22 protein-coding genes are annotated in these 18,832 nt (G+C 72.2%); 6 read left to right on the top strand and 16 right to left on the bottom strand.

All coding sequences use genetic code 11. The annotated features are described in order from the left end of the window. Positions 1 to 15: 15 nt before the first annotated feature. The 3 genes from OSR43_RS07730 to coxB are packed head-to-tail and all read right to left on the bottom strand — an operon-like array spanning position 16 to position 3,118. Positions 16 to 432: a cytochrome c oxidase subunit 4 gene (locus OSR43_RS07730; RefSeq protein WP_302270671.1), complete on the bottom strand. Its 417-nt coding sequence runs from the start codon at positions 430 to 432 to the stop codon at positions 16 to 18. Continuing rightward, a complete protein-coding gene (gene ctaD / locus OSR43_RS07725; RefSeq protein ID WP_302270670.1) occupies positions 429 to 2,183 on the bottom strand; it encodes a cytochrome c oxidase subunit I in 1,755 nt (584 codons plus the stop codon). The genes OSR43_RS07730 and ctaD overlap by 4 nt, the downstream gene beginning before the upstream one ends. Next, positions 2,180 to 3,118, bottom strand: coding sequence for a cytochrome c oxidase subunit II (gene coxB / locus OSR43_RS07720; RefSeq protein WP_302270669.1), 939 nt, complete (start codon positions 3,116 to 3,118; stop codon positions 2,180 to 2,182). Before coxB ends, ctaD begins: the two co-directional genes overlap by 4 nt. A 92-nt stretch (positions 3,119 to 3,210) precedes the next feature. On the opposite strand from coxB, the gene OSR43_RS07715 reads away from it, so the two are divergent. Both OSR43_RS07715 and OSR43_RS07710 read left to right on the top strand, forming a co-directional pair. After that, entirely contained in the window at positions 3,211 to 4,374 is a 1,164-nt protein-coding gene (locus OSR43_RS07715; RefSeq protein ID WP_302270668.1) for a cysteine desulfurase family protein, read from the top strand. Beyond that, positions 4,371 to 4,625 (top strand): sulfurtransferase TusA family protein, encoded by a 255-nt coding sequence (locus tag OSR43_RS07710; RefSeq protein WP_302270667.1) that lies wholly within the window; start codon positions 4,371 to 4,373, stop codon positions 4,623 to 4,625. The genes OSR43_RS07715 and OSR43_RS07710 overlap by 4 nt, the downstream gene beginning before the upstream one ends. A gap of 24 nt (positions 4,626 to 4,649) precedes the next feature. Here the strand turns inward: OSR43_RS07710 and OSR43_RS07705 are convergent, their stop codons facing one another. Continuing rightward, positions 4,650 to 5,636 (bottom strand): carbohydrate kinase family protein, encoded by a 987-nt coding sequence (locus tag OSR43_RS07705; protein WP_302270666.1) that lies wholly within the window; start codon positions 5,634 to 5,636, stop codon positions 4,650 to 4,652. A 64-nt stretch (positions 5,637 to 5,700) separates the two neighbouring features. Here OSR43_RS07705 and OSR43_RS07700 point away from each other — a divergent pair, with 64 nt between their 5' ends. Next, the gene (locus OSR43_RS07700; RefSeq protein ID WP_302270665.1) at positions 5,701 to 5,943 is read left to right on the top strand and encodes a hypothetical protein; all 243 of its coding nucleotides are present in this window, start codon (positions 5,701 to 5,703) and stop codon (positions 5,941 to 5,943) included. 197 nt (positions 5,944 to 6,140) lie between these two features. Here the strand turns inward: OSR43_RS07700 and erpA are convergent, their stop codons facing one another. Together erpA and OSR43_RS07690 are read right to left on the bottom strand one after the other, a co-directional pair. After that, positions 6,141 to 6,503: an iron-sulfur cluster insertion protein ErpA gene (erpA, locus tag OSR43_RS07695; protein WP_302270664.1), complete on the bottom strand. Its 363-nt coding sequence runs from the start codon at positions 6,501 to 6,503 to the stop codon at positions 6,141 to 6,143. A gap of 69 nt (positions 6,504 to 6,572) precedes the next feature. Next, a complete protein-coding gene (locus OSR43_RS07690) occupies positions 6,573 to 7,646 on the bottom strand; it encodes a glycerate kinase (RefSeq protein ID WP_302270663.1) in 1,074 nt (357 codons plus the stop codon). A 63-nt stretch (positions 7,647 to 7,709) separates the two neighbouring features. Here OSR43_RS07690 and OSR43_RS07685 point away from each other — a divergent pair, with 63 nt between their 5' ends. Together OSR43_RS07685 and nadA are read left to right on the top strand one after the other, a co-directional pair. After that, positions 7,710 to 8,588, top strand: a complete 879-nt coding sequence (locus OSR43_RS07685; RefSeq protein WP_302270662.1) for a GNAT family N-acetyltransferase — start codon at positions 7,710 to 7,712, stop codon at positions 8,586 to 8,588. Positions 8,589 to 8,622: 34 nt separating this feature from the next. Continuing rightward, the gene (gene nadA, locus OSR43_RS07680) at positions 8,623 to 9,795 is read left to right on the top strand and encodes a quinolinate synthase NadA (RefSeq protein ID WP_302270661.1); all 1,173 of its coding nucleotides are present in this window, start codon (positions 8,623 to 8,625) and stop codon (positions 9,793 to 9,795) included. Here the strand turns inward: nadA and OSR43_RS07675 are convergent, their stop codons facing one another. The 4 genes from OSR43_RS07675 to OSR43_RS07660 form a co-directional block, all read right to left on the bottom strand. Next, positions 9,796 to 11,007 (bottom strand): GAF domain-containing sensor histidine kinase, encoded by a 1,212-nt coding sequence (locus OSR43_RS07675; RefSeq protein WP_302270660.1) that lies wholly within the window; start codon positions 11,005 to 11,007, stop codon positions 9,796 to 9,798. 128 nt (positions 11,008 to 11,135) lie between these two features. Beyond that, positions 11,136 to 11,714, bottom strand: a complete 579-nt coding sequence (locus OSR43_RS07670) for a hypothetical protein (RefSeq protein WP_302270659.1) — start codon at positions 11,712 to 11,714, stop codon at positions 11,136 to 11,138. Beyond that, the gene (gene htpX, locus OSR43_RS07665) at positions 11,714 to 12,634 is read right to left on the bottom strand and encodes a zinc metalloprotease HtpX (protein WP_302270658.1); all 921 of its coding nucleotides are present in this window, start codon (positions 12,632 to 12,634) and stop codon (positions 11,714 to 11,716) included. The genes OSR43_RS07670 and htpX overlap by 1 nt, the downstream gene beginning before the upstream one ends. Positions 12,635 to 12,710: 76 nt before the next feature. Further along, complete coding sequence (locus OSR43_RS07660) at positions 12,711 to 13,508, bottom strand: PspA/IM30 family protein (RefSeq protein WP_302270656.1); 798 nt, start codon at positions 13,506 to 13,508, stop codon at positions 12,711 to 12,713. A 118-nt stretch (positions 13,509 to 13,626) separates the two neighbouring features. Between OSR43_RS07660 and OSR43_RS07655 the strand changes: the two genes are divergently transcribed. Further along, entirely contained in the window at positions 13,627 to 14,214 is a 588-nt protein-coding gene (locus OSR43_RS07655; RefSeq protein ID WP_302270655.1) for a DUF3043 domain-containing protein, read from the top strand. Between the two features lie 60 nt (positions 14,215 to 14,274). On the opposite strand, the gene OSR43_RS07650 is transcribed toward OSR43_RS07655, so the two are convergent. From OSR43_RS07650 to paaA, 6 genes are read right to left on the bottom strand one after another with little or no spacing between them, the layout of a single operon-like run. Then, positions 14,275 to 15,279 (bottom strand): aldo/keto reductase family protein, encoded by a 1,005-nt coding sequence (locus OSR43_RS07650; protein ID WP_302270654.1) that lies wholly within the window; start codon positions 15,277 to 15,279, stop codon positions 14,275 to 14,277. A 23-nt stretch (positions 15,280 to 15,302) separates the two neighbouring features. After that, on the bottom strand, positions 15,303 to 16,334 hold the full coding sequence (locus OSR43_RS07645; protein ID WP_302270653.1) for a 2Fe-2S iron-sulfur cluster-binding protein: 1,032 nt from the start codon (positions 16,332 to 16,334) through the stop codon (positions 15,303 to 15,305). A 10-nt stretch (positions 16,335 to 16,344) separates the two neighbouring features. Continuing rightward, positions 16,345 to 16,827: a 1,2-phenylacetyl-CoA epoxidase subunit PaaD gene (gene paaD, locus OSR43_RS07640; RefSeq protein ID WP_302270652.1), complete on the bottom strand. Its 483-nt coding sequence runs from the start codon at positions 16,825 to 16,827 to the stop codon at positions 16,345 to 16,347. After that, the gene (gene paaC / locus OSR43_RS07635) at positions 16,824 to 17,570 is read right to left on the bottom strand and encodes a 1,2-phenylacetyl-CoA epoxidase subunit PaaC (protein ID WP_302270651.1); all 747 of its coding nucleotides are present in this window, start codon (positions 17,568 to 17,570) and stop codon (positions 16,824 to 16,826) included. Before paaC ends, paaD begins: the two co-directional genes overlap by 4 nt. Beyond that, a complete protein-coding gene (gene paaB / locus OSR43_RS07630) occupies positions 17,567 to 17,872 on the bottom strand; it encodes a 1,2-phenylacetyl-CoA epoxidase subunit PaaB (RefSeq protein ID WP_302270650.1) in 306 nt (101 codons plus the stop codon). The genes paaC and paaB overlap by 4 nt, the downstream gene beginning before the upstream one ends. Next, positions 17,869 to 18,783 (bottom strand): 1,2-phenylacetyl-CoA epoxidase subunit PaaA, encoded by a 915-nt coding sequence (gene paaA / locus OSR43_RS07625; RefSeq protein WP_302270649.1) that lies wholly within the window; start codon positions 18,781 to 18,783, stop codon positions 17,869 to 17,871. Before paaA ends, paaB begins: the two co-directional genes overlap by 4 nt. Positions 18,784 to 18,832: the final 49 nt, after the last annotated feature.

Raw genomic sequence — 18,832 nt, 5'->3', positions numbered from 1 at the left:
TGCGTCAGCGGTGCCTCAGTGGGCGTGCTCGCCCCGGTAGTACTCGAAGATCCAGCCGCTCAGCGCGACCGCGCCGAGCACGCCGCCGATGATGAACAGCCACCAGGCGCCGGTCGCGATGCCGAACACGCACACCGCGAGGGTCGAGGCGCACCACAGCGGCCACCAGGAGTACGGCGGGAAGAAGCCGAGCTCCCCCGCGCCGTCGGCGATCTCGGCGTCCTTGAGGTCCTCGGGACGCGGGTCCATCTTCCGGGCGTGGAAGCCCAGGTAGAGGGTCACCATCGCCACCAGCAGGGTGGTCATGACGAGCGCCGAGGTGCCCGTCCAGTCGCCGCCGTTGTCGCTGGCCGAGGTGACGAACCAGTACGCCGGGGTGACCAGCACCAGGAAGACGGTGCAGATCGCGAAGATCCAGGCCTCGGACTTCATCGGTCGTTCTCCTCGTTGTTCGGCGTGCGCTCGTCGAGCAGGCTGGCCCGGCCCTCCATGTCAGGAGCGTCGGCGAAGCCGCCCTCGCTGGCCGCCTTGTTCTGCTCCATCTCCAGCGCCGCGACCTCGGGGTGGTGCAGGTCGAACGCCGGCGACTCCGAGCGGATCCGCGGGATGGTGACGAAGTTGTGGCGCGGCGGCGGGCAGCTGGTGGCCCACTCCAGCGAGCGGCCCCAGCCCCACGGGTCGTCGACGAGCACCTTCGGCCCGCGGGCGGAGATGTAGACGTTGTAGAAGAACGGCAGCGTCGAGGCGGCGAGCAGGAACGAGCCGATCGTCGAGACCTGGTTGAGGGCGGTGAAGCCGTCCTCGGGCAGGTAGTCGGCGTACCGGCGCGGCATGCCCTCCACACCCAGCCAGTGCTGGACGAGGAACGTGGTGTGGAAGCCGACGAAGAGCAGCCAGAAGTGGACCTTGCCCAGGCGCTCGTCGAGCATCCGGCCGGTCATCTTCGGCCACCAGAAGTAGAAGCCGGCGAACATCGCGAACACCACGGTGCCGAAGACGACGTAGTGGAAGTGCGCGACCACGAAGTAGGAGTCGGTGACGTGGAAGTCCAGCGGCGGGCTCGCCAGGATGATGCCGGTGAGGCCACCGAAGAGGAAGGTGATGAGGAAGCCGAAGCTCCACAGCATCGGGGTGTCCAGGGACACCGACCCGCCCCACATCGTGCCGATCCAGTTGAAGAACTTCACGCCGGTCGGCACCGCGATCAGGAACGTCATGCCGGAGAAGAACGGCAGGTCGATCGCCCCGGTGACGAACATGTGGTGGGCCCACACCGCGACCGAGAGGATCGCGATCGCCAGGGTCGCGCCGACCAGGCCGACGTAGCCGAAGATCGGCTTGCGGCTGAAGACCGGCAGGATCTCGGTCACGATGCCGAAGAACGGCAGCGCGATGATGTACACCTCGGGGTGGCCGAAGAACCAGAACAGGTGCTGCCACAGGATCGATCCGCCGTGTGACGGGTCGAAGACGTGGGCGCCGAGCTGTCGGTCTGCCTCCAGCATCAGCAGCGCGCCGGCCAGGATCGGGAAGGCGATGAGCACCAGCAGGCTGGTGATCAGCGTGTTCCACGTGAACAGCGGCATCCGGAACATGGTCATGCCCGGCGCACGCATCGAGATGATCGTGGTGATGAAGTTGACCGCACCCAGGATCGTGCCCAGACCGGCCAGGTAGAGGCCCATGATCCACAGGTCGCCGCCGACGCTGGGCGAGCGGACCGCGTCGCTCAGCGGGGTGTAGGCGTACCAGCCGAAGTCGGCCGCGCCCTGCGGGGTGAGGAAGCCGGAGGCGGCGATCAGTCCGCCGAACAGGAACAGCCAGTAGCTGAACATGTTCAGGCGGGGGAACGCCACGTCGGGCGAGCCGATCTGGATCGGCATGATCACGTTGGCGAAGCCGAAGAACAGCGGCGTCGCGAAGAGCAGCAGCATGATCGTGCCGTGCATGGTGAAGAGCTGGTTGTACAGCTCGTCGTTCACGACCTGCTGGCCCGGGAAGGCGAGCTCGGAACGGATCAGCAGCGCCATCAGGCCGCCGACGATGAACCAGAAGAACGACGTGCCGAGGTACAGCTTGCCGATCAGCTTGTGGTCCGTCGTGGTCATGATCCGGACCAGCTGCTGCCCCAGGGGCTTCCGCGCGACCGTCATGTCGGCCGTGCGTGCTGCTGTGGCGGTCATTCTGCGTCTCCCTCGCCGTACTCGTCGCCCTCGGTGGTGAGGCCGACCTGGCTGTCGGCGTTCTCGCCGCCGATCAGCGGGCCGTCACTGGTGTTGCCGGACGCCTCGAGGTCCTCGAGGTAGGCGGCGTAGTCCTCCTGGCTCACCACCTGGACGTTGAACAGCATCCGCGAGTGGTAGACACCGCAGAGCTCGTAGCACTTGCCGGAGTACTCGCCGATCTCGGTGGGGGTGACCTGGTAGTGGTTCACCCGACCGGGGATCACGTCCATCTTCATGAGGAACGCGGGCACGCCGAAGTCGTGGATGACGTCGGGCGAGTACAGGTTGAAGCGCGTGGTCTGGTCGACGGGCAGCACGAGCGTCGGCATGTCCGAGGCCGTGCCGGCCGTGTAGGCGTACTCGTCGTAGGCGTACTCGTCGTCGGTCACCTCGTCGTTCGCGGCCGGGTCCTGCTCGCCGAGGCCGTAGTTGAACGTCCACGACCACTGCTGGCCGACGACCTCGACGGTGTTGTCCGGCGTCGGGTCGTCGAGGACGACGTTCTGCACCCGCACCGTGTGCGAGAAGAACACGATCACCATGATGATCGGCGCGACGGTGTAGAAGATCTCCAGCGGCAGGTTGTAGCGCGTCTGGATCGGGATCTCGTCGTCGCTGCGGCGGCGGTAGCGCCACACGACCCAGAAGATCAGGGCCCAGACGACGACACCGGTCAGGAGGGCGGCTACCCAGGCGCCCTGCCACAGCGCGAGGGTGTGCTCACCCTGCTCCGTGGCCGGCGAGGGCATGGCCAGGTTCTTCCAGTCGTCACGGTTCTCCGAGGAGCACCCGGCGAGCAGCACGACGGCGACGCCGAGAACGGCGGCGAGCAGGGGCGCCCGGCGCCCGCGCCCGGCCTTCCCGACCCCTCGCGGGGGGAGTTGCAGACCCACGAACGAGCCTTCCTCTTGGGTGGTCACGAGTAGGTCGAAGACTACTTCAACCAGTCGCTGGGAGGACCCCGGGGGTCGTCTATGTTCGGGCTGTGACCCCTGGCTCCCGACCCGCGACGTCCTCGGGGACCGGAGCGGGCGGCTACCTCGACGCGGCGTCCGCCGAGCCCCTGCACCCGGCGGCGCGGGAGACGCTCCTCGCCGCGCTCGACCAGGGGTACGCCGACCCCCGTCGGCGGCACCGCGCCGCACGCACCTCGCGACTGCTGCTGGACAACGCCCGCGAGGTCGTCGCCGAGTGCCTGGAGGTCCGCCCCGACGAGGTCACGTTCACCTCCTCGGGCACCGACGCGGTGCACCGCGGGCTCCTCGGGCTGCGCGCCGGGCGGGCGCGGCACGGCGACGCGGTGGTGCACAGCGCGGTCGAGCACTCCGCGGTGCTGCACGCGGCCGCGTGGGTCCCCGGGGACCACGTGGCCGTCGGCGTCGACCGGCTCGGACGGGTCGACCCCGCCGACGTCCGGCGCGCCGCGTCGGCGGACGGCGTGGCCGTCGCGGCCGTCCAGGCGGCCAACCACGAGGTGGGGACCGTCCAGCCCGTGGCCGAGGTGGCGGCGGCGCTCGCCGGCACCGGCGTGCCCCTGTTCGTCGACGCCTGCGCCTCCACCGGTCGCCTGCCCCTCGCGGCCGGCTGGGACGCCGCGGCCGCCTCGGCGCACAAGTGGGGCGGCCCGGCCGGGGTCGGGCTCCTCCTCGTCCGCAAGGGGGCACGCTGGCGCAACCCGTTCCCCGGCGACGACCGGGTCGACGAGCGGAGCACGGGCTTCGAGAACGTCCCGGCGGCCCTGGCCGCCGCCGCGGCCCTGCAGGCCGTCGTGGCGGAGCGCGAGGAGGTCGGCCGGCGCCAGGCCGCCCTGGTCGACCGGGTCCGGTCCGCGGTGGCAGCGGTCCCCGACACCGAGGTGGTCGGCGACCCCCGCGACCGGCTCCCCCACCTCGTGACCTTCTCCTGCCTCTACGTCGACGGCGAGGCGCTGGTCGACGGCCTCGACCGGCGCGGTCACGGCGTCGCGAGCGGGTCGGCGTGCACCGCCTCGACCCTCGAGCCCAGCCACGTGCTCGCGGCGATGGGGGCGCTCACCCACGGTAACGTGCGGGTCTCCCTGGCCCGCGGGACCACCGAGGCGGAGGTCGAGGGCTTCCTCGCCGCACTGCCCGAGGTGGTCGCGGGGATCCGGTCCGAGGTGGGGCTGTGACGGAGTCGCCGGGCTCCCCCGCGGTCGCGCTGGAGCTGGACTGCCGCGGCCTGCTCTGCCCGCTGCCGATCATCCACCTCGGCCGCCGCGTGGCCGAGGTGGCCGTGGGAGAGGTCCTGGCGGTCGTCGCGACCGACGTCGCCGCCCGGACCGACGTCCCGGCGTGGTGCCGTATGCGCGGGCAGGAGTACGTCGGCGAGGACACCGCCGACGACGGCGCCCCGCGCTACCTGGTCCGCCGCACCGGCTGAGCCGGTGCGGGCAGGACAGGTGCGTCAGGACAGGTGCGGGCGGACGTCGGCGGCCGCGTCGGCGCCGTACGCCTGCTCGAGCCGCGCGAGGAACTGCTCGCCGGTGAAGGAGTACTCCTGCGTGCCGACCGTCTCCACGACGTACGCCGCGAGCACGCAGCCGACCTGCGCGGCCCGCTCGAGGCCGACCTCCCAGCTCAGCGCGGCGAGGAAGCCCGCGCGGAAGGCGTCGCCGACACCGGTCGGCTCCACCGCCTTCACGTCCTGCACCGCGGGCAGCACGATGTCGGGCTCCCCCTTGCGGTGCACCCGCACGCCGTCCGCGCCCAGGGTGGTCACCTGGACGCCGACGCGGTCGAGGACCTCCGCGGCCGACCAGCCGGTCTTCTGCTCGATCAGGTGCGACTCGTACTCGTTGGAGAAGAGCAGGGCGGCCCCGTCGACGAGGCGGCGGATGAGGTCGCCCTCGCCGAAGGCGAGCTGCTGGCTGGGGTCGGCGATGAACCGGTAGCCCCGCTGGCGGCACTCGTCGGTGTGGCGCAGCATGCCGTCGGGGTCGTCGGCACCGATCAGGACGTACTCGGGCTCCCCCACCACGGCCACGATGGGGGCGAGCTCGATGAGCCGGGCCTCGGCCATCGCGCCGGGGTAGAACGACGCGAACTGAGCCATGGTGGTGTCGGTGGTGCACACGAACCGCGCGGTGTGCTTGGAGTCGGAGATCCGCACGTGGGAGCAGTCCACCCCGTGGCGCTCCAGCCACGAGCGGTAGTCACCGAAGTCCTCGCCGGCCGCGCCGACCAGCACCGGGCGCAGGCCGAGCCGCCCCAGGCCGAAGCACATGTTCGGGGCCACGCCGCCACGCCGGATCTCCAGGTCGTCGACCAGGAACGAGACCGACAGCTTGTGCAGCTGCTCGACCACGAGGGAGTCCTCGAACTTCCCCTGGAAGGTCATCAGGTGGTCCGTGGCGATCGAGCCGGCGATGAGCAGCGGCCGAGGTGAAGGCATGACACGGAACACTACCGAGCGGTACTCGTAGGACTACCCCGCGGTAGCCCCTAGCGTCGCGAGCATGACGACTCCCGCCCCCTCCCCGCGCCGCGCGTACGACGACGCCGCCACGCTCCAGGAGATGCACGCCGACTGCCTGGCGACCGGCGCGCACCTGCCGCTCGCCCGGGCCGCCCGCGCCGCGGTCGGCCCCGTGCCGAGCATCCACTTCGACGAGTTCCCGCGCGAGGTCGCCAAGCGCGACATCCGCGTCGACGAGGCCGCCCAGCGGCTCGCGAACGCGCTGCACCTGCACCTGGACTGAGCGGGGCCGCGCAGGCCTTCTGCGCGGCGAACACGAAGAAGGGCCCCCGCCTGCTGGCGGGGGCCCTTCTCTCGTCGTGCTGCGGTCGCACCCTGGGCGGGCACCTCACCGGGTCTCGACACGCCGGTCGCGGCTTCGTTCCTCAGCCGCGCGGCTCGCTCGACCACCAGCGATCGAGTCCGCTGGCGCGTCCTCGATCAGTGGAAAGAGTCTCCACAGGCGCAGGAGCCGGTCGCGTTCGGGTTGTCGATCGTGAAGCCCTGCTTCTCGATGCTGTCGACGAAGTCGATCATCGCGCCGTTGAGGTAGGGGACGCTCATCCGGTCGACCACGACGGTCACGCCGTCGAAGTCGGTGGTGACGTCACCGTCGAGGGTGCGCTCGTCGAAGAAGAGCTGGTAGCGCAGGCCCGAGCAGCCACCGGGCTGCACGGAGATGCGCAGCGCGAGGTCGTCGCGGCCCTCCTGCTCGAGGAGGGTCTTCACCTTCGTGGCCGCGACCTCGCTCAGGTTGATCTGGTCGGTGCGGCGCTCAGTGGGGGTGTCCACCTGCTCGGTCATGTCGTTGCTCCCAAGGGATAGCGGGGACGGTGCTGCGTGTCGAACGGATCAATCGTCGCACACGGACGGTTATTCCCTGGACCACGTCCGGGCGACCCGGGCGGCGAGGTCGGCGAGCGAGCCGGCGGGGTCGGCGAAGGCCCGCTGCTCGCCCACCAGGTCCACGAGCGAGTACGCCGACTCCACGCCGAGCGCGCGCATCTCGCGCGCCCCGACGAGCACCTGGCCGGCCAGGGCCACGCACGGGCGCAGCGCCTCGCCGGCGGTCGCGGCGACGCCGTACGGCACCTTGCCCGAGCGGCTGGAGAAGTCGAACGCCCCCTCCCCGGTCACCACGAGGTCGGCCGCCCGCGCGCGCCGGGCCAGCCCGACGGCGTCCGCGACCAGCTCGATGCCCGGAGCCCGCCGGGCTCCCAGGGCGAGGAGGGCGAAGCCGAGGCCGCCGGCGGCCCCCGCGCCCTTCTCCAGCGACGTGCGTCGGTCGACGGCGACGGCCAGCTCCTCGAGCACCCCGTCGAGGGCGGGCAGCCGCTCCTCGGGGATGCCCTTCTGGGGTCCGAAGGTCTTCGTCGCGCCGAACAGCCCGGTCAGCGGGCTGTCGACGTCCGTGGCGGCCACCAGCCGCACCGGAAGGTCGGGCAGCGCGACGCCGGTGATCCCGGCAAGACCGGCCGCCCCGGCGTCCAGGGGGCGGTCCGCAGACGCCCCGAGCGCGGCGAGCAGCCCGGCTCCCCCGTCGTTGGTCCCGCTGCCGCCGAGGCCGACGACGACCTCCTCCGCACCGGCGGCCACGGCCGCGGCGACGAGCTCGCCCACGCCGTACGTCGACGCCTCCTCGGCCCGCTCCCCGCCCGTGAGGTGCAGCCCGCACGCCTGCGCGCTCTCGACGTACGCCGTGGCACCGGCCATCAGCAGCGTCGCGGGGACGGGCTCGCCGAGCGGCCCGCGCACCGTGGCCGCGAGCAGGTCGCCGCCGAGGGCGGCGTGCAGCACGTCCACGAACCCGGGTCCGCCGTCGGCCATCGGGCACAGGTCGAGCTCGTCGAGCGGTGCCTGCCGTCGCCAACCGGCCGCGATGGAGTCGGCCGCCTCGACGGCGGTGAGCGTGCCCGCGAACTTGTCCGGGGCCACCAGGATGCGCATGCGGCCATCCTGTCCGACGCGACCCTGTCCGAAGCGCCCCCGGGCCGCGCCTAGGGTCGCTGCGTGGGCGACCTGATCATCCGGCCGATGACCGCGGACGACGTCGAGGGCGCGGAGCGGGTGAGCGACGAGGGCTTCTTCGAGCTCGACACGCGCGTGCGTCGCGTGAGCGGTCCGGAGCCCGCGCGCCGCACCGCCGCCCACCGGGCGACCTGGATCGAGCGCACGCGCCACCTGGTGCGCACCGACCCCGGCGGGTGCTGGGTCGCCGAGGACGCCTCCGGCGTGGTCGGCATCGCCACGTCGTTGCGGCGCGAGACGCTGTGGTGCCTGGCGACGTACGCCGTGCTGCCGGGCCACCAGGGCCGGGGCATCGGCCGCCCGCTCCTCGCCGCGGCGCTCGACCACGGGCGGGCCTGCCTGCGCGGCATGCTGTCCTCCTCGGTGGACGCCCGGGCGGTGCGGCTCTACCACCGCGCCGGCTTCGAGCTGCACCCGCAGATGCGGCTCTCCGGCACCGTCGACCGCAGTGCGGTCCCCGTCGTGGACAAGGTGCGCGACGGCTCCGCCGGCGACGTCGACCTGATGGACTCCCTCGACCGGCTGGCCCGCGGGGCCGGCCACGGACCGGACCACGAGCTGATGCTGCGCACCTGGAGGCTGCTGGTCTCCGACACCTCGACCGGGCGCGGCTACGCCTACCTCGACGAGCGCGGCCCGGCCCTCCTCGCCGCCTCCGACCGCCGCACGGCGAGCCGCCTGCTCTGGGCCGCGCTCGCGGAGGTACCGGGCCCGGTCGGCGTCGCCCACGTCACCGGCGCCAACCAGTGGGCGCTCGACGTCGGGTTCGCCGCAGGCCTGGAGCTCCACCAGGACGGCTACCTGGGGCTGCGCGGGATGCGGCCGCCGGCGCCGTACGTCCACTCGGGCGCGCTTCTGTGAGCGCAGCGGAGGCCCCGCGAATAGGATCCCCACCATGACGACCGTCGACCTCCCCCTGCTCCCGCTCGGTCGTGGCACCGACCGCGTCTCGGAGCGCGGCGTGGACTGCCCGGGCGACCTGCCCGCCCCTTCCGACCCCGACCTGGTGGCGCGGGCCCGGGCGGCCAAGGAGGCCCTGGGCGACAGGGTGTTCGTGCTGGGCCACCACTACCAGCGTGACGAGGTCATCGCCTTCGCCGACGTCACCGGCGACTCCTTCAAGCTGGCCCGGGACGCCGCGGCGCGTCCGGAGGCGGAGTACATCGTCTTCTGCGGCGTGCACTTCATGGCCGAGTCGGCCGACATCCTCACCGGACCCGACCAGAAGGTCGTCCTGCCCGACCTCGCGGCCGGCTGCTCGATGGCCGACATGGCGCGGCTCGCCCAGGTCGAGGACGCCTGGGACGCCCTCGCCGACGCCGGCGTCGTCGACTCGGTCGTCCCGGTGACGTACATGAACTCCAGTGCCGACATCAAGGCCTTCTGCGGCCGCAACGGCGGCGTCGTGTGCACCTCCAGCAACGCCGAGGTGGCGCTGGAGTGGGCCTTCGAGCAGAAGCCGGACGCCAAGATCCTGTTCTTGCCCGACCAGCACCTGGGTCGCAACACCGCCGTGCAGAAGATGGGCCTGACCCTCGAGGACTGCGTGGTGTGGAACCCGCTGCGCCCGAACGGCGGCCTCACCGCCGAGCAGCTGCGCGACGCGCGGATGATCTTGTGGAAGGGCCACTGCTCGGTGCACGGCCGCTTCTCCCCCGCCGTCGTCGACGAGCTGCGGGCGACCATCCCGGACGTCAACATCCTGGTGCACCCCGAGTGCCAGCACGAGGTGGTGCTCAAGGCCGACCTCGTCGGGTCCACGGAGTTCATCATCAAGACGATCGAGGCCGCTCCGTCCGGCTCGAGCTGGGCCATCGGCACGGAGCTGAACCTGGTCAAGCGGCTCGCCGAGGCCCACCCGGACAAGAACATCGTCTTCCTCGACAAGACGGTCTGCTACTGCTCGACGATGAACCGGATCGACCTGCCGCACTTCGTGTGGGCGCTGGAGAACCTGGTCGCCGGCAACGTCGTCAACCAGATCACCGTCGACCCCGAGACCGAGAAGTGGGCGCTGGTCGCCCTCGAGCGGATGCTCGCGCTCCCCGGACGCACCCAGAAGGACTGATCAGGCGGGCAGCTCGAACCACGCCGTGGTGCCGCCGTACGGCGACTCCTCGAGCCCGATCCGGCCGCCGTGCGCCTCGACGATGCGCCGGCAGGTGGTCAGCCCGATCCCGGAGCCCTCGACGGAGTCGTCGACCCGGGCCAGCGGCTGGAAGACCCGCAGGCGCTGACCGGCGGGCACGCCGATGCCGCGGTCGACCACCTCGATCCGCCACGAGTCCCCCCGGCGGTACGAGCAGACCGACACGTGGGCCTTCTCCCCCGGCCGCGTGAACTTCGCGGCGTTGGCCACCAGGTTCTGCAGCACCGCGCGCAGCTGCACCGCGTCGCCGGTGACGACCGGCAGGTCCTCGACCTCGAGGGTCGCGCCCTCGAGCGCGGCGCTCAGGTCCTCGGTCACCTCGCGCATGACGACCGCGAGGTCGACCGGACGGCGCTGCAGCTCACCGCCGAGGCGCGCGAAGGCCAGGAGGTCGTCGATGAGCGACTGCATCCGGCTCGAACCGCTGATGGCCCGGGCCAGGAGGTACTGGAGGCCGGACTCGCGCTGCACGTCGCGCTCCGCGAGCTCGTCGGAGAGCATCCGCAGCGCCATCGACACCGCGGTCAGCGGGTTGCGCAGGTCGTGGCTGACCTGGCCGGCGAACGCCGCGAGCTGCTCGTTGGACCGCTTGAGCTCGGCCTGGACCTCCTCGAGGCGGCCGACCGACGCACTCAGCTCGCGGGTGCGCAGCTCGAGCTCGAGCAGGTCCACGACCCGGTCGGCGAGGGCACGCAGCGCCTGCTCCTGCTCGGCGGTGATCGTCCGGGGCTCGGTGTCGAAGACGCACAGCGTGCCGATGACGACGCCCTTGGGCGTGCGCAGCTGGTGGGTGGCGTAGAAGCGGACGTCGCCGATCTGCCCGGTGACGAAGGGGTTGTCGGCGAACCGCGGGTCCAGGCTGGCGTCCTCGACCACCACCGGCTCGGGGTCGTGCAGCACCAGGTTGCACATCGAGTCCTCGCGGGCGCAGACCGAGGCGTCGAAGCCCGACGTGGCGATCTGGTGCTGGTGGGTGTCGGTGATCAGGTTGATGGTCGCCAGCGGCACGCGGGCGACCTGCGCCGCGATCTCGACGAGTGCGACCAGGTCCTTGCGGGGTGGCCGCGTGATGATCTGGTACTCGCCGATCTGGGCGACGCGGACATCGTCGGTCTCGTGCGTGACGGACACGCGCGGCTCCTACAGGCTCGGGGGGTGGGTGAGATCGTACGGCGCTGCTCCCGGACCCGGCCGCTCCCTGGTGAACGACCGAGGCGCCCCCGGGTGACGCGCCGGCGACGTCGTGGACGTCACGTCGGTCAGAGGCCGGGCGCGCCCCAGATGGCCAGCCACCGCGACATGTCCCGCTCCACCGGCAGCTCGGCCGCCAGCACGTCACGGACCTGGATCTCCAGCAGGTTGTCGCGCTGTTGCGCGCGACCCGGCTGGGGCGCGAACGGGTAGAAGGTGCCCTGCTTGTAGAGGTAGACCAGGCCCACCCGGCGACCGCTCGCGTCGGCGAAGGGGACCAGCGAGCACAGCAGCGCGGGCCCGAAGCCCTCGGCCTCCAGGCCCGTGTTGACCGCGTGCAGGTCGGTGCACAGCCCGCTCGTCTCCGACGCGTCCCGGTGGACCTGCAGCCAGGTGAAGCCGAAGGAGTCGCTGGTGACCTCGACCGCGGGCGCGTCCGCGGCGTCGCGCAGCAGCGCGAGCACGTCGCCCTGGGTCTGGCTGAAGCCGGCACCGGCCGCGGCTCGGTAGCAGACCGAGCCGTCGCCGGTCGGCACCAGGCCGAGGGTCGTCTGCAGGGTGATCGCGGCGCTGGGCACCATGAACAGGGCGTCGAGGTTCGCCTGCTTCGGCTTCGACCGCCCGAGGATCGAGTCGAGGAAGCCCATCAGGCGCCCGGCCGGCCGAGCTCGGACTGGATCTCGGCCAGCTGCTCTAGCCGCTGCTCGAGCGAGGGGTGGGTCGAGGTGAGCGTGCGCAGGGAGATGCCCTTGACCGCGGGGGCGATGAAGAAGGCGTTCATCGACTGGGAGGCGCGCAGGTCGCGCTGCGGGATGGTGTTCATCTCGCCGGTGATCTTCTGCAGCGCCGAGGCGAGGGCGTGCGGCTTCATGGTGAGGTAGGCGCCGGCCCGGTCGGCCGACAGCTCGCGGTAGCGGGAGAGCACCTTGAGCAGCAGGAAGCTGATGGCGTAGGTGACCATGCTGATCACCAGCACGAGCAGCCAGACCGGCAGGCCGTTGTTGTTGTCGCGACGGTTGCCGCCGAACATCGCGCCGTACTGCGCCCCCTGGGTGAGCATGCCGGCGACGATCCCGGCGGAGGACGCCACGGTCATCACGAGGACGTCGCGGTGCGCCACGTGGGACAGCTCGTGGGCCAGGACGCCCTCGAGCTCCTCGGCGGTCAGCGTGCCCAGGATCCCGGTCGTGACGCAGACGACGGAGCGGTTCGGCGACCGTCCGGTGGCGAAGGCGTTCGGGATGGCCATGTCGGCGATGCCCACCCGCGGCTTGGGCATGTCGGCGAGCGCGCAGAGCCGGTCGATCATGCCGTGCAGCTCGGGGGCCTCGGCCGGGGTCACCTCGCGAGCACGCATCGCGCGCATCGCCACCGAGTCGGAGGACCACCACTGGTACCAGGCGATGCCGAGGCCGGCGACGCCGATGAGCAGGGCGATGCCCGGGGAGCTGCTGAAGGCGTACATCAGCCCCACGATGAGGGCGACGAAAAGGCCGCCCAGCAGGAACATCACCAGGGTCATCCGGGCGGTCAGCCCGGGATCACCCACGAACCGCGACTTGGCCATGGCCCCAGTCTCGCGTGCCACCCCAAGAGCAGCCTGAGCGGGTCCGGCGGACCGGACCCGCGGTCGGCGACGGCGGTCAGCCCTCCTCGCGGGGGCGCTCCACCTTCTCCGGCTCCGCCACGAGGATGTCGTCGCTAGTAGAGCCGCCGGCCTCGATCGCGTCCGGCGCGGCCGGGGCGTCGAGGCCCTTCATCCGGGCCAGCTCGGCCTCGACGTCGGACTGGGAGCTCATCGCCTCGAGCTCGCGGGCGATGTCGTCGCCGCGGTTGAGCGAGCTCGCGTCGTCCAGCGCGCCGGAGGCGATCAGCTCGTCGATGGCGCCGGCGCGGGCCTGCATCTGCGCGGTCTTGTCCTCGGCACGCTCGATGGCCGCACCCACGTCGCCCATCTCGTCGCCGATGCCGGACATCGCCTCGTTGATGCGGGTCTGGGCCTCGGCGGCGGTGTACGTCGCCTTGATCGTCTCCTTGCGGGTGCGGAAGGACTCCACCTTGGCCTGCAGCCGCTGCTGGGCGAGGGTGAGCTTCTCCTCCTCGCCCTGGAGCTGCGCCTGCTGGGTGCGCAGGTCGTTGATCTGGCCCGAGAGCGCCGACTTGCGGGTCAGCGCCTCGCGGGCGAGGTCCTCGCGGCCCATGTCGATCGCCTTCTGGGCCTGGGCCTGCAGCTTGGCGGCCTGCGCCTCGAGCTGGTTGACCTGCAGCTCGACGCGCTTGCGGCTCGTCGCCACGTCCGCCACGCCGCGGCGCACCTTGGAGAGCAGGTCGAGCTGACGCTGGTAGCTGTAGTCCAGCGTCTCGCGCGGGTCCTCCGCGCGGTCGAGGGCCTTGTTGGCCTTCGAGCGGAAGATCATGCTGAGGCGCTTCATCAAGCTCATCGGGTACGGCCCTTCCAAGACGACCTGCGGTGTGGACCTCACCCTACGGCTCGACGGCAACCGGCGGCGAGGCGCCGGTAGGCTGGCCAGCACCGTCCGTCATACGCAGAAGGCCTCCGTGTTCCGTCGCAGCAAGCCAGAGACCGTCGTCTCCCCCGAGCCCGTCCCGACCAAGGTCGGCGGCAAGGGCCGTCCCACGCCCTCGCGCAAGGAGGCCGAGGCCGCCGCGCGGGCTCGCGCCAAGACCCCGCGCACCCGCAAGGAGATGGCCCGCGCCCAGCGCAGCGCCCGTGCGGAGTCCAGCCAGAAGGTGCGCGCCGCGATGAAGGCCGGTGACGAGCGCTACTACCTGCCGCGCGACCGCGGGCCGGTGCGCCGCTTCGTGCGCGACTTCGTCGACACCCGGTTCTCGATCATCGAGCTGATGATCCCGCTGCTGATCCTCACCATGGTGCTCGGCTACTCCGGGAACACCCGGCTGGCCGGGATCGGCAACACCATCCTGTTCGGCACAGTGCTGCTGGTGGTGCTCGACATGGTCTTCCTGCGCTTCCGCCTGCGCCGCGAGCTCGCCCGCCGGTTCCCCGAGGAGAGCACCAAGGGCACGACGTACTACGCCGTCACCCGCGCGATGCAGATGAAGTTCATGCGGCTGCCCAAGGCCCAGGTCAAGATCGGGCAGCAACTGCCCGACCAGTACCGCTGATCCTCGGGCCCGTCGGGCCGGTCTCGCGACCGGCCCGACGGGCGTCCGGGCGAGCGACCCTCAGGAGGGTCGGCTGGCCGGCGACTGCGTCTTGGCGGGGTCGCGCTCGACGACCGGGTCGAGGACCTCGTCGATCGCCTTGAGCACCGCGTCGTCGAGGGAGACCCCGGCGGCCTTGACGTTCTCGGTGACCTGCTCGGGACGGCTGGCTCCGATGATCGCCGAGGAGACGTTGTCGTTCTGCAGCACCCAGGCCACGGCCAGCTGCGACATCGACAGACCGGCGTCCTCGGCGATCGGGCGCAGCTGCTGGACCCGGGTGAGCACGTCGTCCTGCATCCAGCGGCCGATCATGTCGGCCCCGCCCTTGCTGTCGGTGGCGCGCGACCCCTCCGGCGGGGCCTGGCCCGGCTGGTACTTGCCGGTCAGCACGCCCTGGGCGATCGGGGACCAGACGATCTGGCCGATCCCCAGCTCCTCGCACGTCGGGACCACCTCGGCCTCGATGACGCGCCAGAGCATGGAGTACTGCGGCTGGCTGGAGACCAGCGGGATCCGCAGCTCGCGGGCCAGCGCGTGGGCGGCGCGGATCTCCTCCGCGCGCCACTCCGAGACGCCGATGTAGAGCGCCTTGCCCGAGTGGACGACGTCAGCGAAGGCCTCCATCGTCTCCTCGAGCGGGGTCTCGTAGTCGTAGCGGTGCGCCTGGTAGAGGTCGACGTAGTCGGTGCCGAGCCGCTGCAGCGAGCCGTTGATCGACTCCATGATGTGCTTGCGCGACAGCCCGTGGTCGTTGTGCTTGCCCGGGCCGGTGGGCCAGTAGACCTTGGTGAAGATCTCCAGGCCCTCGCGCCGCTCGCCGGCCAGTGCCTTGCCGAGCACGGTCTCGGCCGCGGTGTTGGCGTACACGTCGGCGGTGTCGAAGGTGGTGATCCCCTCGTCGAGGGCTTGACGCACGCAGGCCAGCGCGGCGTCCTCCTCGACCTGGGATCCGTGGGTGAGCCAGTTTCCGTACGAGATGGCCGAGATCTTCAGGCCGCTCGCTCCGAGGTTGCGAATCTCCATGCCGCGACGGTACCCAGCCCCATTCACCCGTCGAAGTCGAGCACCACTCGCTCGGAGGTCGGGTGCGCCTGGCAGGTCAGCACGTGCCCGGCGGCGACCTCGTCGGGCTCCAGCGCCCAGGCGGTGTCCATCGCGACGCTCCCCTCGACGAGGCGGGCGCGGCAGGTGCCGCACACCCCGCCGCGACAGGCCCAGGGCAGGTCGGACCGCACCCCCAGCGCGGCCTCGAGGACGGGCGGCCCGTCCGGGCGCAGGTCGATCGCCGTGCTGCGCCCGTCGCAGCGCACGACGACCCGCGCGGCGCCCGCCACGGCCGGCGCGACCACGGCGGACCGCGGCGCGGGCTCGGCGTGGAAGAGCTCGGTGTGCACCCGGCCGGGCAGCACCGGCTGCAGCTCGGCCACCAGGGGCTGCGGCCCGCAGACGAACCACTCGTCGGTCCCCTGCAGTCCGAGCACCTCGACCAGCCGGGTCATCCGCGCGCCGTCCAGCCGGCCCGACAGCAGCTCGACGTCCTGCTCCTCACGCGAGAGCACGTGCACGAGCTGCAGCCGCTCGGGGAAGCGGTCCTTGAGGTCGTGCACCTCGTCGAGGAACATGACCGACCGCAGGGTCCGGTCGGCGCGGACCAGCGTCACCCGCGCGTGCGGCTCGCCCTCCAGCAGCGCCGCGACGATCGGCAGGACCGGCGTGATGCCCGATCCGGCGGCGACCGCTCCGTAGCGCCGGTGCGCGGTGGCCTCGATGGTCGGGGTGAAGCGTCCCGACGGCGTCATCACCTCCAGCCGGTCGCCGGCCCGCAGCCGCGGGACGACCCCGTCGCTGAACGCCCCTCCCGGCAGCCGCTTGACCCCGATCCGGAGGGAGCCGGCCGGGCCCGGCGAGCACAGCGAGTAGGAGCGCCGGGTCTCGTCGGTGCCGGCCCGCACCGAGACGTGCTGGCCCGGTCTCGCGGCGTACGCCGTGGCGAGCTCGGGCGGCACGCGGAAGGTGATCGCGACGGCCTCGTCGGTCAGCTCCTCGACCTCGGCGACCTCGAGCGCGTGGAACGGCACGTGCGGCCCCTCAGATCGGCTTGACGTGGTCGAACGGCTCGGCGCAGGTGCGGCAGACGCGCAGTGCCTTGCACGCGGTCGAGCCGAAGCGGCTGAGCTCGCGCGTCTCGTGGCTGCCGCAGCGGGGACAGCGGACGGCGAGCACGAGGTCGACCGGCCCGGCGGCGACCGGCGCCGGCGGGGCGATGCCCGAGGCCGCCAGGCGGGCGCGGCCCTGCGGGGTGATCCAGTCGGTCGTCCACGAGGGCCACAGCACCGTCTCGACGTCGACCCGGCGGTAGCCGGCGCAGCTGAGCCGCTCGACGAGGTCCTCGCGGATGGTCTCGACCGCCGGGCAGCCGGAGTAGGTCGGGGTGATCTGCACGTGCACGCAGCCGGTGTCGTTCTCGGTGACGTCGCGCAGGATCCCGAGGTCGCCGATGGTGACGACCGGGAGCTCGGGGTCGGGGACCGCCGCGGCGATGTCCCAGGCGGGCAGCAGCGTGTGGCTCACCAGGAGGCTCCCGGGTGGGCGCGGGCGACCTGCTGCATCTCGGCGAGCAGCTCGGCCAGGTGGGCGGTGTGCCGCCCGGCGCGGCCTCCGCCGTCGGCGGGAGGAGCGCCGAGCTCGGGCACGACGAGGGTCGCCGCGGTCAGCACGGGCACCACGTGGTCGAGCACCGCCTCGTGGAGGCCGGCCGGGTCGACCGGGGCTGCCGGGTCCGCGGCGAGCAGCTCGGGCAGGTGCGGCCACTCGGCGTCGAGCGCGGACTGGGCACGGTCGTGGGAGAGGTCGGTGCCGTCCCCGAGACGGAGCACCCAGTGTCGGGCGTGGTCGAGGTGGTAGGCCACCTCCTTCACCGCCTTGCCCGCGACTCCCCGCGCTGGGCCCTCCCGCGCCGCCAGCGCGGCGTACACCTCGTGCTGCCAGGCGGCGAGCAGCAGCATCCGCACCACGCAGACGGCGAAGTCGGCCTGCGGCCGCTCGACGAGCACGACGTTGCGGAACTCCTCGGGGTCGCGGAGGTAGGCCAGGTCGTCCTCGGTGCGGCCGGCACCCTCGAGGTCCGCGACGACGGTGAGCAGCCCACGGGCCTGGCCGAGCTGGTCGAGCCCGATGTTGGCGAGGGCGACGTCCTCCTCGAGCTCCGGCGCGCGGCTGACCCACCAGCCGAGTCGCTGGGCGGTCACCAGTGCGTCGTCGGCCAGGCCGAGCAGGAAGGAGGACGTCGCGCGCGGGCGCGGCAGCGTGGTCACAGGTGCTCCACCCCGTCCGGCACGGAGTAGTGCGTCGGGTGGCGGTAGTCCTTGTCGGCGGCCGGCTCGAAGAACGCCCCCTGGAGGTCCGGGGTGGACGCGACCACCGCCGTCGACGGGACGACCCACAGCGACACCCCCTCCTGGCGGCGGGTGTAGACGTCGCGGGCGTTGCGCAGGGCCAGCTCGGCGTCAGGAGCGTGCAGCGACCCGACGTGGACGTGGGACATGCCCCGGCGGGCCCGCACGAAGACCTCCCACAGCGGCCACTCCCCCGGACCTCCGGTCGCGTCGCTCGTCATGCCGCCGGCTCCGTCCGCGCCGTGCGGGCGGCCTGCTTCGCGGCGTGGGCGGCCGCGGCCTCGCGCACCCAGGCGCCGTCCTCGTGCGCGCGCACGCGGTGGGCGAGCCGCTGGGCGTTGCACGGGCCGCGGCCGGCGACGACCTCGGCGAGCTCGGAGAAGTCCGGCGTGCCGAAGTCCCAGTGGCCCCGCTCGGCGTCCCAGCGCAGCTCCGGGTCCGGCAGCGTCAGCCCGAGCGCCTCGGCCTGGGGGACCGTGATGTCGACGAAGCGCTGGCGCAGCTCGTCGTTGGTGAACCGCTTGATGCCCCACTCCATCGACTGCGCGGTGTTCGGGGAGTCGGCGTCGGGCGGGCCGAACATCATCAGCGAGGGCCACCAGAAGCGGTCGACGGCGTCCTGGGCCATCGCCTTCTGCTCGGCGGTCCCGTGGCTGAGGGTGTGGAGGATCTCGAAGCCCTGGCGCTGGTGGAAGGACTCCTCCTTGCAGATCCGGACCATCGCGCGGGCGTAGGGACCGTAGGAGCACCGGCACAGCGGCACCTGGTTCACGATCGCGGCCCCGTCGACCAGCCAGCCGATGGCGCCGACGTCGGCCCAGGTGAGCGTCGGGTAGTTGAAGATCGAGGAGTACTTCTGCCGGCCGGTGTGCAGGGCGTCCAGCAGCTCGGCGCGCGGGGTGCCGAGCGTCTCGGCCGCGGCGTACAGGTAGAGCCCGTGGCCGGCCTCGTCCTGCACCTTGGCCATCAGGATCGCCTTGCGCCGCAGGCTCGGCGCCCGGGCGATCCACTGCCCCTCCGGCTGCATGCCGATGATCTCGGAGTGCGCGTGCTGGGCGACCTGGCGCACCAGCGTGCGGCGGTACCCCTCCGGCATCGGGTCCGGGGGCTCCACCGTCGCGCTGCGGTCCATCCCGGCACGCTAGCACCGATGTGTGACAGTTCACAGCACGCGTGCACGA

The sequence above is a fragment of the Nocardioides sp. Arc9.136 genome, from assembly GCF_030506255.1.
Taxonomy (GTDB): Bacteria; Actinomycetota; Actinomycetes; order Propionibacteriales; family Nocardioidaceae; genus Nocardioides.
The sequence above is the reverse complement of the archived record's forward strand: the minus strand, read 5'-3'. Positions and strand labels throughout refer to the sequence as shown.